At 30.6% G+C, this 14,345-nt stretch carries 16 protein-coding genes; 9 read left to right on the plus strand and 7 right to left on the minus strand.

Annotated features, from left to right (window positions below; all coding sequences use genetic code 11):
• The first annotated feature begins 367 nt into the window (after window positions 1-367).
• The 3 genes from BW731_RS12070 (at window position 368) to BW731_RS12080 (ending at window position 4,135) form a co-directional block, all read left to right on the plus strand.
• A complete protein-coding gene (locus tag BW731_RS12070) occupies window positions 368-730 on the plus strand; it encodes an ArsR/SmtB family transcription factor (protein WP_079348685.1) in 363 nt (120 codons plus the stop codon).
• Window positions 723-2,840, plus strand: a complete 2,118-nt coding sequence (locus BW731_RS12075) for a heavy metal translocating P-type ATPase (RefSeq protein WP_079348686.1) — start codon at window positions 723-725, stop codon at window positions 2,838-2,840. Before BW731_RS12070 ends, BW731_RS12075 begins: the two co-directional genes overlap by 8 nt.
• 150 nt (window positions 2,841-2,990) lie before the next feature.
• Window positions 2,991-4,135, plus strand: a protein-coding gene (locus tag BW731_RS12080) for an IS3 family transposase (RefSeq protein ID WP_143592811.1) whose coding sequence is annotated in 2 segments (ribosomal slippage) — window positions 2,991-3,273 and window positions 3,273-4,135 — 1,146 coding nt in all. Because the reading frame shifts where the segments join, the coding sequence is not laid out codon by codon here.
• A 54-nt stretch (window positions 4,136-4,189) separates the two neighbouring features.
• Here the strand turns inward: BW731_RS12080 and BW731_RS12085 are convergent.
• The 4 genes from BW731_RS12085 to BW731_RS12100 all read right to left on the minus strand — a co-directional run bounded on the left by BW731_RS12085 (window position 4,190) and on the right by BW731_RS12100 (window position 5,607).
• Window positions 4,190-4,462 carry a type II toxin-antitoxin system RelE family toxin gene (locus BW731_RS12085; RefSeq protein ID WP_079348668.1) on the minus strand — a complete coding sequence of 91 codons (273 nt, stop codon included), beginning with the start codon at window positions 4,460-4,462 and terminating at the stop codon, window positions 4,190-4,192.
• The gene (relB, locus tag BW731_RS12090; RefSeq protein ID WP_079348670.1) at window positions 4,462-4,683 is read right to left on the minus strand and encodes a type II toxin-antitoxin system RelB family antitoxin; all 222 of its coding nucleotides are present in this window, start codon (window positions 4,681-4,683) and stop codon (window positions 4,462-4,464) included. The genes BW731_RS12085 and relB overlap by 1 nt, the downstream gene beginning before the upstream one ends.
• Window positions 4,684-4,788: 105 nt before the next feature.
• Window positions 4,789-5,340: a hypothetical protein gene (locus BW731_RS12095; protein ID WP_079348687.1), complete on the minus strand. Its 552-nt coding sequence runs from the start codon at window positions 5,338-5,340 to the stop codon at window positions 4,789-4,791.
• 6 nt (window positions 5,341-5,346) lie between these two features.
• Entirely contained in the window at window positions 5,347-5,607 is a 261-nt protein-coding gene (locus tag BW731_RS12100) for a GIY-YIG nuclease family protein (RefSeq protein WP_079348674.1), read from the minus strand.
• 224 nt (window positions 5,608-5,831) lie between these two features.
• Here BW731_RS12100 and BW731_RS13105 point away from each other — a divergent pair, with 224 nt between their 5' ends.
• Both BW731_RS13105 and BW731_RS12110 read left to right on the plus strand, forming a co-directional pair.
• Entirely contained in the window at window positions 5,832-6,260 is a 429-nt protein-coding gene (locus tag BW731_RS13105; RefSeq protein WP_079348676.1) for a helix-turn-helix domain-containing protein, read from the plus strand.
• A 157-nt stretch (window positions 6,261-6,417) separates the two neighbouring features.
• Entirely contained in the window at window positions 6,418-6,939 is a 522-nt protein-coding gene (locus BW731_RS12110) for a helix-turn-helix domain-containing protein (protein WP_079348678.1), read from the plus strand.
• A 119-nt stretch (window positions 6,940-7,058) separates the two neighbouring features.
• Here BW731_RS12110 and BW731_RS12115 read toward each other — a convergent pair whose 3' ends face one another.
• Window positions 7,059-7,337, minus strand: a complete 279-nt coding sequence (locus tag BW731_RS12115) for a hypothetical protein (protein WP_079348680.1) — start codon at window positions 7,335-7,337, stop codon at window positions 7,059-7,061.
• 141 nt (window positions 7,338-7,478) lie between these two features.
• On the opposite strand from BW731_RS12115, the gene BW731_RS12120 reads away from it, so the two are divergent.
• Window positions 7,479-7,679 (plus strand): hypothetical protein, encoded by a 201-nt coding sequence (locus BW731_RS12120; protein WP_079348681.1) that lies wholly within the window; start codon window positions 7,479-7,481, stop codon window positions 7,677-7,679.
• A 222-nt stretch (window positions 7,680-7,901) separates the two neighbouring features.
• Here BW731_RS12120 and mobV read toward each other — a convergent pair whose 3' ends face one another.
• Together mobV and BW731_RS12130 are read right to left on the minus strand one after the other, a co-directional pair.
• Window positions 7,902-9,191, minus strand: coding sequence for a MobV family relaxase (gene mobV / locus BW731_RS12125; protein ID WP_143592812.1), 1,290 nt, complete (start codon window positions 9,189-9,191; stop codon window positions 7,902-7,904).
• 303 nt (window positions 9,192-9,494) lie between these two features.
• Window positions 9,495-10,232 carry a replication initiation protein gene (locus BW731_RS12130; protein ID WP_079348683.1) on the minus strand — a complete coding sequence of 246 codons (738 nt, stop codon included), beginning with the start codon at window positions 10,230-10,232 and terminating at the stop codon, window positions 9,495-9,497.
• Window positions 10,233-10,800: 568 nt separating this feature from the next.
• Between BW731_RS12130 and BW731_RS12135 the strand changes: the two genes are divergently transcribed.
• The 3 genes from BW731_RS12135 (at window position 10,801) to BW731_RS12145 (ending at window position 14,217) form a co-directional block, all read left to right on the plus strand.
• A complete protein-coding gene (locus BW731_RS12135) occupies window positions 10,801-11,253 on the plus strand; it encodes a DUF536 domain-containing protein (protein WP_079348684.1) in 453 nt (150 codons plus the stop codon).
• Between the two features lie 491 nt (window positions 11,254-11,744).
• The gene (locus tag BW731_RS12140; protein WP_079348685.1) at window positions 11,745-12,107 is read left to right on the plus strand and encodes an ArsR/SmtB family transcription factor; all 363 of its coding nucleotides are present in this window, start codon (window positions 11,745-11,747) and stop codon (window positions 12,105-12,107) included.
• A complete protein-coding gene (locus BW731_RS12145) occupies window positions 12,100-14,217 on the plus strand; it encodes a heavy metal translocating P-type ATPase (RefSeq protein WP_079348686.1) in 2,118 nt (705 codons plus the stop codon). Before BW731_RS12140 ends, BW731_RS12145 begins: the two co-directional genes overlap by 8 nt.
• Window positions 14,218-14,345 lie beyond the last annotated feature (128 nt).

The raw sequence follows: 14,345 nt of genomic DNA on the forward strand, positions 1-14,345 counted from the left end.
CAGTTATAACTAAAAAGTTATTAAATCGTTGGTTTGACGATAAAGATGATGAATAAAGGCATGAGTGCCAACAAACCCACTCGTTAGAGTCGCACTAACGAAAAAAAAAGCCACTACCTGTGATGAGGTAGTGGCTTTTGTGCTAGATACACTAACACATATTCTCGTTTTCGCACCTTCATTATATCATGACTTTAAATTTCAATCAAAATACTTAATTTAAAGTTACTGGTAATATTAAAAGTGACTAACATAAATCAAATTATACCTAGTGAAATCAAAGACAATCAAACTTGTACTTGATTATTACAATCTGTTTATATATAATCAAGTATGAACTTGAATGAGTGATTTTGGAGGAATAAACGTGACAAATGAAATATGTGAGATTACTTGTATTCATGAGGAGCAAGTAACTAATTCAAAAGAGAGATTAAAAAATACTAATAGCAAAGATCTAAGTTCTTTATTTAAAATTTTATCAGATGAAAATAGATTCAAAATATTACATGCTTTAGCTTATGAAGATCAACTATGTGTATGTGACGTAGCCAATATTATTGGAGCAACTATGGCAAATACATCACATCATTTGCAATCATTAAAAAAATTAGGTGTTGTAGATAGTAAAAAAATAGGCAAATTAGTTTATTATTTTAGTTCTGATGATAGGATTGTTGAATTGATAAATTTAGGAAAACAACTAGAACAGGGTGATAGCTATGAGTAAAGAAACTTCTAGTAAAACATATCGAGTAGAGGGATTAAGCTGTACGAATTGTGCTGCTAAATTTGAAAAAAATGTTAAAAGTATTGAAGGTGTAACAGATGCAAAAGTAAACTTTGGTGCTGGAAAAATTAAAGTTGAGGGAACATCTTCCATTCAAGAAATTAAGTCTGCTGGAGCTTTTGAAAATCTAATTATTCAAGATGAGGACAATCAAGAATCTGAAGGGGGACAGAAAGACTCTTTCTTGAAACGTAATTGGAAATTAGTTATTTCAGTAATATTAATAGCGATAGCTTTTTATTTTAGAGCTACTGTAGGCGAGAATGATATCATAACTAAAAGCTTATTTATATCAGCCATCGTTATTGGTGGATTTAGTTTATTTACAGAAGGAATTAAGGATTTACTTAAATTAAACTTTTCAATGGAAGTTTTAATGACAGTAGCAATTATAGGCGCATCAATTATAGGTGAATGGGCTGAAGGTTCTATTGTAGTTATCTTATTCGCTGTTAGTGAAGCCCTTGAACGATTTTCAATGGATAGAGCAAGACAATCTATTCGTTCGTTAATGGATATAGCACCAAAAGAAGCTTTGATTAGAAGAAATAACGAAGAAAAAATGATAAATGTTTCTGATATTCAAATAGGAGATATTATGATTATTAAACCAGGGCAAAAAATAGCTATGGATGGGGTAGTCATTAAAGGACATTCTGCTGTTAATCAAGCAGCAATAACGGGTGAGTCTGTTCCAATTGAAAAACAAATTAAGGACGAAATTTTTGCAGGAACTTTAAATAAAGAGGGAATTTTAGAAGTGGAAGTGACTAAACATGTTAATGATACAACCATTGCTAAAATCATTCATTTAGTGGAAGAAGCACAAGGAGAACGAGCACCTGCACAAGCATTCGTTGATAACTTTGCTAAATACTATACCCCTTCTATCATGGCTATTTCGGCTTTAATTATCATTATTCCACCATTGTTTTTTGGTGGTGATTGGAATAAGTGGTTGTACCAGGGTTTATCACTATTAGTAGTTGGTTGTCCTTGTTCATTAGTTATCTCAACACCTGTTTCAATCGTTTCAGCTATTGGAAATTCAGCTAAAAATGGTGTGCTGGTAAAAGGAGGTATTTATCTCGAAGAAATCGGAGGATTAAAAGCAATCGCTTTTGATAAAACAGGGACTTTAACCAAAGGAACGCCTTCTGTAACAGACTTTGTTGTAAGTGACACAAATCAAGAAAATCAGTACTTATCTATCATTTCAGCGTTAGAAATACTTTCTCAACATCCTTTAGCTTCAGCCATTCTTAAAGAAGCTGATAGAAGAGAGTCAAACTATCAAATGATCGATATTATGAATTTTAAATCAGTAACTGGTAAAGGAATTAAAGGTGATTATCAAGGTACAACTTATTTTGTTGGAAGTCCTAAATTATTTGATTCAGAATTAATTAGGCAAGCTAGTGTCATGAAAAATTATGAGAAGTTACAAGAGCAAGGAAAAACCGTCATGATTTTTGGAACAGCACAAAATATTTTGGCAATTATCGCAGTTGCTGATGAATTAAGAAAGTCAAGTTCAGAAGTAATCGCTAAGCTTCATCAGTTAGGTATTGAACATACAATTATGTTAACTGGTGACAATATCAGAACAGCTAAATCAATTGGAGAACAAGTTGGTGTGACAGACATTAAAGGTGATTTAATGCCACAAGATAAGTTAGATTATATTAAAGAGCTTAAAGAAAAGTATGGAAAAGTGGCTATGGTAGGAGACGGAGTAAATGATGCTCCTGCGTTAGCATCAGCAACTGTTGGGATTGCAATGGGTGGGGCTGGAACGGACACTGCTTTAGAAACAGCTGATGTTGCCTTAATGGGTGATGATTTACAAAAGTTACCGTTTATTGTTAATCTTAGTCGAAAAACATTAAAAATTATAAAACAAAATATTACTTTCTCTTTAAGCATTAAATTCTTAGCTTTATTGCTAATTATTCCAGGATGGTTATCACTTTGGATTGCTATTGTTGCAGATATGGGAGCAACTTTATTAGTAACACTTAATGGATTGAGATTGATGAAACAGAAGTAAGAAATAGTTATTTATCTCGTTGATTAACATAATCAAATATTATACGAAGTAAAAAGACCTCAACAAGGAACTGACCCCAAAAGATGAGACAAATATAAAAACACCCCTGTTGAATTCATGTAAAATGAATTTAACGGAGGTGTATTTTTTATGGTTAAAAGGATTGCTTATCCAGTAGAAGTAAAAGAAGAAGCTATAAAAATGAAACTTGAAGGTAAAACAACATCAGAAATTATGAATAAACTCAACATTCGGAATAAAACTCAGGTGAAAACATGGTGGAAATGGTATAGAAATGGAGAATCTTATCGATTCTCTCAAGGTGTGGGAAAACAATATACTTATGGAAAAGGTAATGAACACTTTTCGCCTTTAGAAGTTCTAGAAAGAGAAAACAAGTACTTGAAACAGGAAATTGATGTTTTAAAAAAATACAAGGAGTTGGAAAGGATGTGGAAAAAGAAGTATTCATAAATTTAGTTGATTCTTATAAAGGAAAACTATCTATAACATGGTTATGTCACTATTTTAGGATAGCTAGAAGTACTTACTATCGTTGGTCTAAGAAAGAATATGTTGCCGATAATCGAATTAAAATGATTGAGCAGCTGTGTAAAGAAAACAAGTTCACTTATGGTTATCGAAAAATCACTTTTTTACTTCGTAAAAAGATAAAAGTGAATCATAAAGTTGTTCAGCGTATTATGCAAAAATATGGATGGAGTTGTCAGGTGAAAATAAAGAAAGAAAAACGTCCAGGTTCTATTTATTTTAAAACTACTAATATAATTGATAGAGACTTTAGTTCAAGTAAGCCACTAGAAAAACTAACAACAGACATCACTTATCTTGATTATGGTCCTAAAAGACTCTATCTTTCTAGCATTATGGATTTGTTTAATGGAGAAATACTTTCTTATACAATAAGTGAAAAACAGGACATATCTTGTGTTTTAGACACACTAAATAAATTACCTAAACTTCCAGATAAATGTATACTTCATTCGGATCAAGGTTCTGTGTATACTTCATATGCTTATTATCACGCAACAAAAGAAAAGAGCATTACCAGAAGTATGTCCCGAAAAGGGACTCCTGCAGATAATGCTCCAATAGAATCGTTTCATTCCATCCTAAAGTCTGAAACGTTCTCATTACACCCAGAGCTTGGAAGCTCTACAATTAGTGTAATTGAAACTGTACAAAATTTCATCAACTATTATAATAAAGAAAGAATTCAACAAAAATACGACTACTTATCTCCAGTTGACTATCGGAAAAAAGTAATCGCATAGGTGTTTTTATTACTGTCTCATTTTAGGGGTTCAGTCCCACAATTATGAGGTCTTTTATTTATATATGTCTCTACGATGACCGATTTCTAAAACTAGAATCGTTATAGTGTCATCATCTATGTTTGCCAACAAACGATAATCTCCTATTCTATATCGCCATTGCCCACTTTTATTACCTACTAATCCTTTTCCGTGAGCTCGAGGAGAATCAGTTCCTTCTAAGTTCTTAGAAATCCAAGATAATATAAGTCTAGCTTGATGTTTATCCATCTTTTTTAGTGATTTTTGAGCATTTTTTTCATACCGAACGGTGTATTTTTTATCCATCATAATCCTAATTCTAGAAGCATATCTTTATGTGAGATACTTTCGTCACTTAATTCATGAGCTTTCATTGCTTTTTCATATAAAGCCATATCAATTTGATCTTCCAGCCCCTCTAATAATTTAGTCCTAGCCAATTCTGATAAACTTAATCCATTTAAATCAGCCATAGATTGAATAAATAATTTTTCCTCATCCGTAACTCTAAATGTAACAGTACTCATATAAAAAACCTCCTTGTGTACATTTGTTTTACATTCTTATTGTATTACAAATGTATACAAGGAGTCAAATTTATAATAGTTAACATAAATCAAGTTATACGGAGTTCATAGTTTTGAAGTGACGTTAATATGGGCATTGTATAAATGAACTATATCACTTAGGTAAATAGCTACCTTTTCAGAAGCATAAGGGTGGATTTTGTTATATGCAGTAATAAGTAAATCTTGATAATAATTAAATAAAACAACCTCATAATAATCGTCACGTAAGGATATACTTTTAAAAATAGGATATCTACTATATCTTTTAATTGTTTTTACTTCTAGATCTAAATTAGGGTAAAATGAAATCAATTTTTTTTCTAGCACATTTTCTTCTATGCTTAAAATTTTTGATAATTCTTTTATACTAAAACTTATTTTATTTGAAAAACTATAAGCGATAGTATTTACCAAAATAATAGATAATAAATCTATTTGAAGTTGAGTATAATTTTCTATGATTTTATATATTGTTTTTTCATATTCTCTATTTATGATTTCATCATCTAAATTTATTTTAATAATTTCTTTATCATAATGAGTTATATCATTGCGATTGAAATTATTCCTAGCGCATATAAAGTTAATAAAATTTAGAGAATCTTCATCAGTCATTGTAGGTTAGGAATAGTCGCCTAGGTTTTGATTGGTTAAAATAAACCCAATGTCTTCTGCATGCCAAATAAAATCTTTTTCTAAAGCTAGTGCTTCATCTTCTAGCAACCCATCAATAAATATTTTTGATACACAACCTCTTTTATTCGCAATTCTATCATGGGCTGAGTTCCTATTATTGTTGTTAAGTCTACCTCCAGACCCCTTTCCAATATAAAATAAAGTACCATCATCAGTGTAGTGACCATAAACATAATATCTATACATAATAAGTCCCCTTTTAGAAAGATTATATCAAACAAGTTCTCTAGAACGTTCTTAAGACTCAAAAATTATCATGATTTACATAACTGGTTAGTATACCAAGTTAAACTTATTATCATATTTTGAAGTCAAAATAGCTTTACATTGCTATAATATCAATAAATGTAAGCTATCTTTGATGGAGGATACATAGAATATCAACTAAGGTAATGAGTAAGGAGAACGGAATGAATATTGGAGAAACAATAAAAATTAAACGTAAAGATTTGAAGTTAACTCAAGATGAACTGGCAGAAAAAATTCATGTATCGAGACAAACAATATCTAGTTGGGAGAATTCTAAAAGTTTACCTGACGTCACAAGTTTAATTTTATTGAGCGATGTTTATGAAATCTCTTTAGATGAATTAATAAAAGGAGATATTACTATGATTAAGAAATTGGAAGTTAAAGAAAGCAAAGAAGGACTAAATTCAAAATTTATAATTAACAATGTATTAAATCTATTATTACTTATACTGATGCAATTATTAAAAAATATAGGCTACAATAGTTTCGTTTCTTTTTTTATTACAGTGATAATTTTGGTAAATACAGTACCAGTTATAGTTGAGGCTATCAAATATAAAAAGATTTCTGAAAAAAACAAAAAATAGTTATTTAACTGTTAGGTAGACATAATCTGATATTATTCTTAGTTGAAAATACTATTAAATCAATAAAGGAAAAGACTTTCTAATGACTTTTACAGCAATATGAAATAGATTAGAAAGAGAAATAAAAACTCAAATGATAAATTGTAGGTGAAGATAAATGACAATAGGGCAAGTGTTGAAAGAGAAACGGAAAGAGTATCAATTAACTCAAGAGCAATTGGCTGAAAAAATATATGTAACAAATAGGACAGTATCTAATTGGGAAACTGGTAAAACAACTCCTGATATTGATAGTCTCATTCGACTATCTGCTCTATTTGATTTATCTTTGGATAACTTATTATTGGAGGGATCAGATATCGTGGAAAACATCAAAAAAATTGAAGCTGCTAAAATCGCAAAAAAATACTTTACTTTCAGTTGGTTAACTAACATAGTTTTTGTTTTAATACTAGGCACACAAAAATTATATGGTGATTTATCAACTGTAGCTTTTGTTTTACTAACTCTTGGAATTATTTTAAATAGTTTCACTATGTTTTATTTTGCTAAAGAAGTGAAAGTAACAAATGAGAATAAAAGCCCATATCAGATATTAAAAACTGAAAATAAATGGTTGTTGATTCCAGTAATATTAATATTAGTTTTAGTATTATGGCTTACCCTTTTTGCTAGGTGATTAATTCCATTTAAAAGCCCTCAGAATCGATTCTGAGGGCTTTTTATCAATTGTTTGGACATTCCTAGCAGATACTTGAAAAATCATTCTAGGTTCACATAATGGCAATTATACGATGTTCATTTTAAAAGCATAAAGATAGATAAGCATAGTAAAATTAACCCAATTATCAAAACGATAACAGCAGTTGATTTTCCTATATTTTTATCTGTTTCATTAGGTTTATCAGAGTTCCTGACTAAATTTGCCCAGCTTAAATCTTTTTTTACACCCAATTGATAAGATATATAAAATAAAAATAAACTTAAAATAAGGAATGTATATTTTGTAGGTACATTAAAAATAATAGCTATTAATATAAATAAGACAAAACTTATTATGGTAATTACTCTATTCATAACAATCACCCTCTTTCAAATCCTATATATTAATTATATCATGGTGTACTAAATCAAGGTTAGTTTACATAACTGGTGATTATACGAAGTTACTTTTTGATATTATGGTACAATAAATAAAAAAAGAATGGAGAGATTTTTATGTCAGAAAAAGAATTATTAAAATCAGAAAAGCTCCGAATAAAAAATGATAAATTACGTGCAAAAGGTAAAGACCCTTTGAAAGGTTCAAACCCAATGGTTAATACTGGAATGGTTGGAATTAACAAAGCGAACATAGGAATTACAGATAAAAACAATTCAAATTATATGGCGAATCCCAATTTTAAAAAAGAGAATTAGTTATTTAATACCTTAGTTAACATAATCACCATTTTAAGAAGCTGTAGAGGTACCAACGGATTCAACTCGCAAGATTGTGAATCTTAAAAGGTCTACCTCAAAATAAAAAAAGAAGCCTTAGAAATAAGGCTTCTTTTTTTATGAAGATAGTGAAATTTGAAAATCATTTTGAGGGGGTTTTGTTATTTTTAAAATTAATATTACTAGTAACATTAATTTTTTTTAGCGAGACATTCCTCTACTTTTTTGTTGCTCTATCTGTTTTTCTCGTGTGATTAATTGTTTTAACCACGTTGTTAACTGCTGAATCCATTGAGTTAAGCGATTTTCAGGGATATATCGCTTAATTTTATTTTCTTCAAGAGTCTCCTTCCAGTCTGAACACTCATAAGAATCTCGTGGTTTTTCGTCATGCTCGAGTTTGTCTAAAATAATTCGACCTTCATATTCTACTTGCGACATAGAAAAGTCAGTTTTTCCCATATCTTTTAATAAACTTTTCAGAACTCTATTGTTGTCCCTTACTTGTAGTGTGTGTTCTTGTGTTTCTTCTAAGTCTTGCTTCAGATGTCTATTTTCTTGTTTTAAATGATTAATCTGATTGTCACGACCTTCTAATTGGAAGGTGTGTTTCTCTATTTTTTCAGTTAAATTTTTGACCTTTTTATTTAGGTTATAATTAGTTTTTTTAGTTAATTCAGCTTCTTTTTGAACCCCACCCATAAACTCTTTTAAATGAGTTAAATTTTTGGTATCAACAATCGTTTTTCCTAAAAATGTTTTTTCAAATTGATTGGTTAAATGAGTCCATTGATCTTGAACGTCGTACACGTTTTGAGTCGAGACACCTATATTTTTAACTTCTTTTATTTTTTTATTGATATGCTCTTTTCTTTGAGATAGCTCTGTTTCTTTTTCAGCGATTTCTTTTGCCATTTTTTTGATGATTTTAACGTCATCAATGCCAATTGTTTGATTGTTTAAAATTCCTTCCTGGTAAATGTGAGGAATTTGTTGTTTGAGATACTTATCCAGGTCTTGATGAAAAGAAGATAGTTCTTTCCTAGTTAAGACCTCTTTGGCAGAGACTTTCTCACGTTGCTTTTTTTCATCAAAAACAACAGGAATAAAGGCATAATGCAAGTGAGGTGTCGTTTCATCATGATGAACGGTTGCTGATAATACATTTTGACTACCGTATCGTTCATTCAGAAAATCAACTGTCGCTTTAAAAAACTCTTTTTGAGTACTCATTGTCTCTTGTTCAAGTGATTTAGGAAGTGTCACAATCCAGTCAGCCATAACTTTAACGTCAGCACGATTAAAGCAATAGACTTCAGCTAACCTATTTTTTAACCGTTGATTCATATCGCCTTCTTTATCACACAAATCATAATTCAAATAAGTTCGTTCTGAATCAATATCAGGGTTAGAATGATTGGTTGTTTTTCTTTCAATGTGAATGGACAATCCGTTCACAGAACCTTGAGTAAATTTTTCAACGTGAGCCATGAGAAAACCTCCTAAATAAGTTGAGTTCATCATAGCATGGTTAGAAGACCAATTCAATTTGGTATAGCTCGTTATACCAAAATAGATTTTGGCACTCGGTCTGCGACGCATTTCGACTGTTTCCAGTCGAGCTAAAACGTTCAGATAAAATCGCCTTTAGGCAATTTATGATCTTCTCTTTTTTAGCGTACAGCTGTCCAAATTGTTTCCAATTTAGACTCGCTGCTTTTTATCTATCAACGGTGGCTAGATTGCCAATGGTTGATAGATAAAAAAAAGAACCTACTAAGGTTCTCTCAAAATCTAAATAGATGTATCTGTAATCATGATTTCATAGCCAACCACTTTTCGCCCTCTTTTTTGTGTGGTAACGAAAAATTCGCATGCAATCTTTTCTTCCAATTCTTCGATAGAGCGTGTAATAACTTTTTGAAAAAATTGTCCTGCAGGCATACGAGAATCTTTACCTAAAAACCATGACTGCCAACTTTCTAAATCAGCAGAAATAGTTGTATATTTTTCTCTACCTCTTCTATGAGATTCCCAAAGCTTTAACATAATTAGTGAATACTTCCCGTTAATTCTAGAAAGTTCATTTAATCTAAAACTATAAAAATGTTCTTTCAAATCAAAAACTAAAGGAGCAGCATCTTCAGAAAATTTAAATCTAACAACACCATTCTCTAAAAATTTAATTCTAGAAAATAATTGAGTCATTAAAATACCACTTACACCATCTTCAACTATAGGTAAATACAAAGCAGTATTTTCATTTAGTTTTTTAAAAGCTTTAGCAATCCTAGTATATGAATCGCCTGAAGTATTAAGATTAAAATGTTTAATGATTTCCAATGCTGATACTTCATATTCATCATCTAATTTAGAGTCTTTTGTAACATAGCTAAAACAGTAATCAAGAACACGTTGTTCAAAAGATTTTAAGCCACCAAACGACTTAGCTAAATCATTTCCTTGAACTACTAAGTAATCTTGACGTGCTAATAAATCTTTTATTGCTAGCTCGGCTTTCTTGTTTTTCAAATTATACACCTCTATTCATCTGATTATGTAATAATACCAAAAAAACAGAATAAATACAAACAAGGTATTTATAACGTGGAAAATGGTATTTATAACGTGGAAAATGGTATTTATAACGTGGAAAATGGTATTTATGACGTGGAAAATGGTATTTATAACCTCTGAAAGCATTGATATTAGTGCGTTTTGAAAGACCCTAAAGTATTTAAAAGTATTTAAAAGTATTCTTTAAAGTATTTACTTAGTAGGATAAGCAATTATTTTTTTAATTTCTTTTGAAAAAAGTTAACTAAAAAACAATTAAAAAAGGAGTGAGAGAAAACCACTCTCACATTTTACTTGCAGCAGTCGCTATACGCTCCTTTGCTAAAAAAATAAAACCTTTCTTTAAAGGATTCTTTTTATATGCTTAAAAACGAGTTTTAAGAGCTTTTAAGCATAAACTAGATAAATACGTTATACTTTCTTTAAAACGTCTTACAGACGGTCAGGGCAAGCCCTAACAACCCAAAAGCAGATAAAGAGTATTAAGATATTAGTTATTCTTTCTGAAGGAGTTACTATTAAGATGAAAAATGAAGAATATAAAACAATAAAAGAACTAGCAGATGACTTAGGTGTGACCAAACAAACAGTCCAATATCATTACAAATCTTTTGCCGACAAAGAAACAGTATTAAGCGACAAAGGAGCGATATTGTTAGATAACCGTTTACAATCACTTTTGTCAGAAAAAATCGGCAAAAAGAATATAGAGAAACCGACAAAAGAATCAGCAAACTATACAGCAAAGAAACAATTAATATCTAAAGAATTAGAACTTTTAAAAGAAGAATTGAATAATAAAGATGAGATAATAACTGAATTATTAGAGAGTCAGAAAAATCTTCAAAAATTACTAGATCAGCAACAGGTTTTAACATTGCAAGCTAATCAAAAAATAGAGCAATTAGAAATGAACCTAGCAGAATCTGAGGAAAAAGAAAAATTATCTTTATGGCAACGTTTATTTAGAAAATAAGATTCTCGCAAATATGATATATTATTAATGGCACTTAGCCCATTTCATTTTGAAAGGGGTGCTAGATACATGCTTGATAACATATTCTCGTTATTCATCACGACTGTTTTTACAACAGTAACAACAGTTATAACTAAAAAGTTATTAAATCGTTGGTTTGACGATAAAGATGATGAATAAAGGCATGAGTGCCAACAAACCCACTCGTTAGAGTCGCACTAACGAAAAAAAAAGCCACTACCTGTGATGAGGTAGTGGCTTTTGTGCTAGATACACTAACACATATTCTCGTTTTCGCACCTTCATTATATCATGACTTTAAATTTCAATCAAAATACTTAATTTAAAGTTACTGGTAATATTAAAAGTGACTAACATAAATCAAATTATACCTAGTGAAATCAAAGACAATCAAACTTGTACTTGATTATTACAATCTGTTTATATATAATCAAGTATGAACTTGAATGAGTGATTTTGGAGGAATAAACGTGACAAATGAAATATGTGAGATTACTTGTATTCATGAGGAGCAAGTAACTAATTCAAAAGAGAGATTAAAAAATACTAATAGCAAAGATCTAAGTTCTTTATTTAAAATTTTATCAGATGAAAATAGATTCAAAATATTACATGCTTTAGCTTATGAAGATCAACTATGTGTATGTGACGTAGCCAATATTATTGGAGCAACTATGGCAAATACATCACATCATTTGCAATCATTAAAAAAATTAGGTGTTGTAGATAGTAAAAAAATAGGCAAATTAGTTTATTATTTTAGTTCTGATGATAGGATTGTTGAATTGATAAATTTAGGAAAACAACTAGAACAGGGTGATAGCTATGAGTAAAGAAACTTCTAGTAAAACATATCGAGTAGAGGGATTAAGCTGTACGAATTGTGCTGCTAAATTTGAAAAAAATGTTAAAAGTATTGAAGGTGTAACAGATGCAAAAGTAAACTTTGGTGCTGGAAAAATTAAAGTTGAGGGAACATCTTCCATTCAAGAAATTAAGTCTGCTGGAGCTTTTGAAAATCTAATTATTCAAGATGAGGACAATCAAGAATCTGAAGGGGGACAGAAAGACTCTTTCTTGAAACGTAATTGGAAATTAGTTATTTCAGTAATATTAATAGCGATAGCTTTTTATTTTAGAGCTACTGTAGGCGAGAATGATATCATAACTAAAAGCTTATTTATATCAGCCATCGTTATTGGTGGATTTAGTTTATTTACAGAAGGAATTAAGGATTTACTTAAATTAAACTTTTCAATGGAAGTTTTAATGACAGTAGCAATTATAGGCGCATCAATTATAGGTGAATGGGCTGAAGGTTCTATTGTAGTTATCTTATTCGCTGTTAGTGAAGCCCTTGAACGATTTTCAATGGATAGAGCAAGACAATCTATTCGTTCGTTAATGGATATAGCACCAAAAGAAGCTTTGATTAGAAGAAATAACGAAGAAAAAATGATAAATGTTTCTGATATTCAAATAGGAGATATTATGATTATTAAACCAGGGCAAAAAATAGCTATGGATGGGGTAGTCATTAAAGGACATTCTGCTGTTAATCAAGCAGCAATAACGGGTGAGTCTGTTCCAATTGAAAAACAAATTAAGGACGAAATTTTTGCAGGAACTTTAAATAAAGAGGGAATTTTAGAAGTGGAAGTGACTAAACATGTTAATGATACAACCATTGCTAAAATCATTCATTTAGTGGAAGAAGCACAAGGAGAACGAGCACCTGCACAAGCATTCGTTGATAACTTTGCTAAATACTATACCCCTTCTATCATGGCTATTTCGGCTTTAATTATCATTATTCCACCATTGTTTTTTGGTGGTGATTGGAATAAGTGGTTGTACCAGGGTTTATCACTATTAGTAGTTGGTTGTCCTTGTTCATTAGTTATCTCAACACCTGTTTCAATCGTTTCAGCTATTGGAAATTCAGCTAAAAATGGTGTGCTGGTAAAAGGAGGTATTTATCTCGAAGAAATCGGAGGATTAAAAGCAATCGCTTTTGATAAAACAGGGACTTTAACCAAAGGAACGCCTTCTGTAACAGACTTTGTTGTAAGTGACACAAATCAAGAAAATCAGTACTTATCTATCATTTCAGCGTTAGAAATACTTTCTCAACATCCTTTAGCTTCAGCCATTCTTAAAGAAGCTGATAGAAGAGAGTCAAACTATCAAATGATCGATATTATGAATTTTAAATCAGTAACTGGTAAAGGAATTAAAGGTGATTATCAAGGTACAACTTATTTTGTTGGAAGTCCTAAATTATTTGATTCAGAATTAATTAGGCAAGCTAGTGTCATGAAAAATTATGAGAAGTTACAAGAGCAAGGAAAAACCGTCATGATTTTTGGAACAGCACAAAATATTTTGGCAATTATCGCAGTTGCTGATGAATTAAGAAAGTCAAGTTCAGAAGTAATCGCTAAGCTTCATCAGTTAGGTATTGAACATACAATTATGTTAACTGGTGACAATATCAGAACAGCTAAATCAATTGGAGAACAAGTTGGTGTGACAGACATTAAAGGTGATTTAATGCCACAAGATAAGTTAGATTATATTAAAGAGCTTAAAGAAAAGTATGGAAAAGTGGCTATGGTAGGAGACGGAGTAAATGATGCTCCTGCGTTAGCATCAGCAACTGTTGGGATTGCAATGGGTGGGGCTGGAACGGACACTGCTTTAGAAACAGCTGATGTTGCCTTAATGGGTGATGATTTACAAAAGTTACCGTTTATTGTTAATCTTAGTCGAAAAACATTAAAAATTATAAAACAAAATATTACTTTCTCTTTAAGCATTAAATTCTTAGCTTTATTGCTAATTATTCCAGGATGGTTATCACTTTGGATTGCTATTGTTGCAGATATGGGAGCAACTTTATTAGTAACACTTAATGGATTGAGATTGATGAAACAGAAGTAAGAAATAGTTATTTATCTCGTTGATTAACATAATCAAATATTATACGAAGTAAAAAGACCTCAACAAGGAACTGACCCCAAAAGATGAGACAAATATAAAAACACCCCTGTTGAATTCATGTAAAATGA

Source organism: Vagococcus martis (genome assembly GCF_002026305.1).
Lineage (GTDB): Bacteria > Bacillota > Bacilli > Lactobacillales > Vagococcaceae > Vagococcus > Vagococcus martis.

Bases quoted from the DNA above. Each gene is read 5' to 3' on its own strand.
- BW731_RS12145 (WP_079348686.1), top strand. From the start codon at position 12,100: ATGAGTAAAGAAACTTCTAGTAAAACATATCGAGTAGAGGGATTAAGC.
- BW731_RS12085 (WP_079348668.1), bottom strand. From the start codon at position 4,462: ATGGATAAAAAATACACCGTTCGGTATGAAAAAAATGCTCAAAAATCA.
- BW731_RS12120 (WP_079348681.1), top strand. From the start codon at position 7,479: ATGTCAGAAAAAGAATTATTAAAATCAGAAAAGCTCCGAATAAAAAAT.
- BW731_RS12110 (WP_079348678.1), top strand. From the start codon at position 6,418: ATGACAATAGGGCAAGTGTTGAAAGAGAAACGGAAAGAGTATCAATTA.
- BW731_RS12115 (WP_079348680.1), bottom strand. From the start codon at position 7,337: ATGAATAGAGTAATTACCATAATAAGTTTTGTCTTATTTATATTAATA.
- BW731_RS12135 (WP_079348684.1), top strand. From the start codon at position 10,801: ATGAAAAATGAAGAATATAAAACAATAAAAGAACTAGCAGATGACTTA.
- BW731_RS12100 (WP_079348674.1), bottom strand. From the start codon at position 5,607: ATGTATAGATATTATGTTTATGGTCACTACACTGATGATGGTACTTTA.
- BW731_RS12075 (WP_079348686.1), top strand. From the start codon at position 723: ATGAGTAAAGAAACTTCTAGTAAAACATATCGAGTAGAGGGATTAAGC.
- relB (WP_079348670.1), bottom strand. From the start codon at position 4,683: ATGAGTACTGTTACATTTAGAGTTACGGATGAGGAAAAATTATTTATT.
- BW731_RS13105 (WP_079348676.1), top strand. From the start codon at position 5,832: ATGAATATTGGAGAAACAATAAAAATTAAACGTAAAGATTTGAAGTTA.
- mobV (WP_143592812.1), bottom strand. From the start codon at position 9,191: ATGGCTCACGTTGAAAAATTTACTCAAGGTTCTGTGAACGGATTGTCC.
- BW731_RS12095 (WP_079348687.1), bottom strand. From the start codon at position 5,340: ATGACTGATGAAGATTCTCTAAATTTTATTAACTTTATATGCGCTAGG.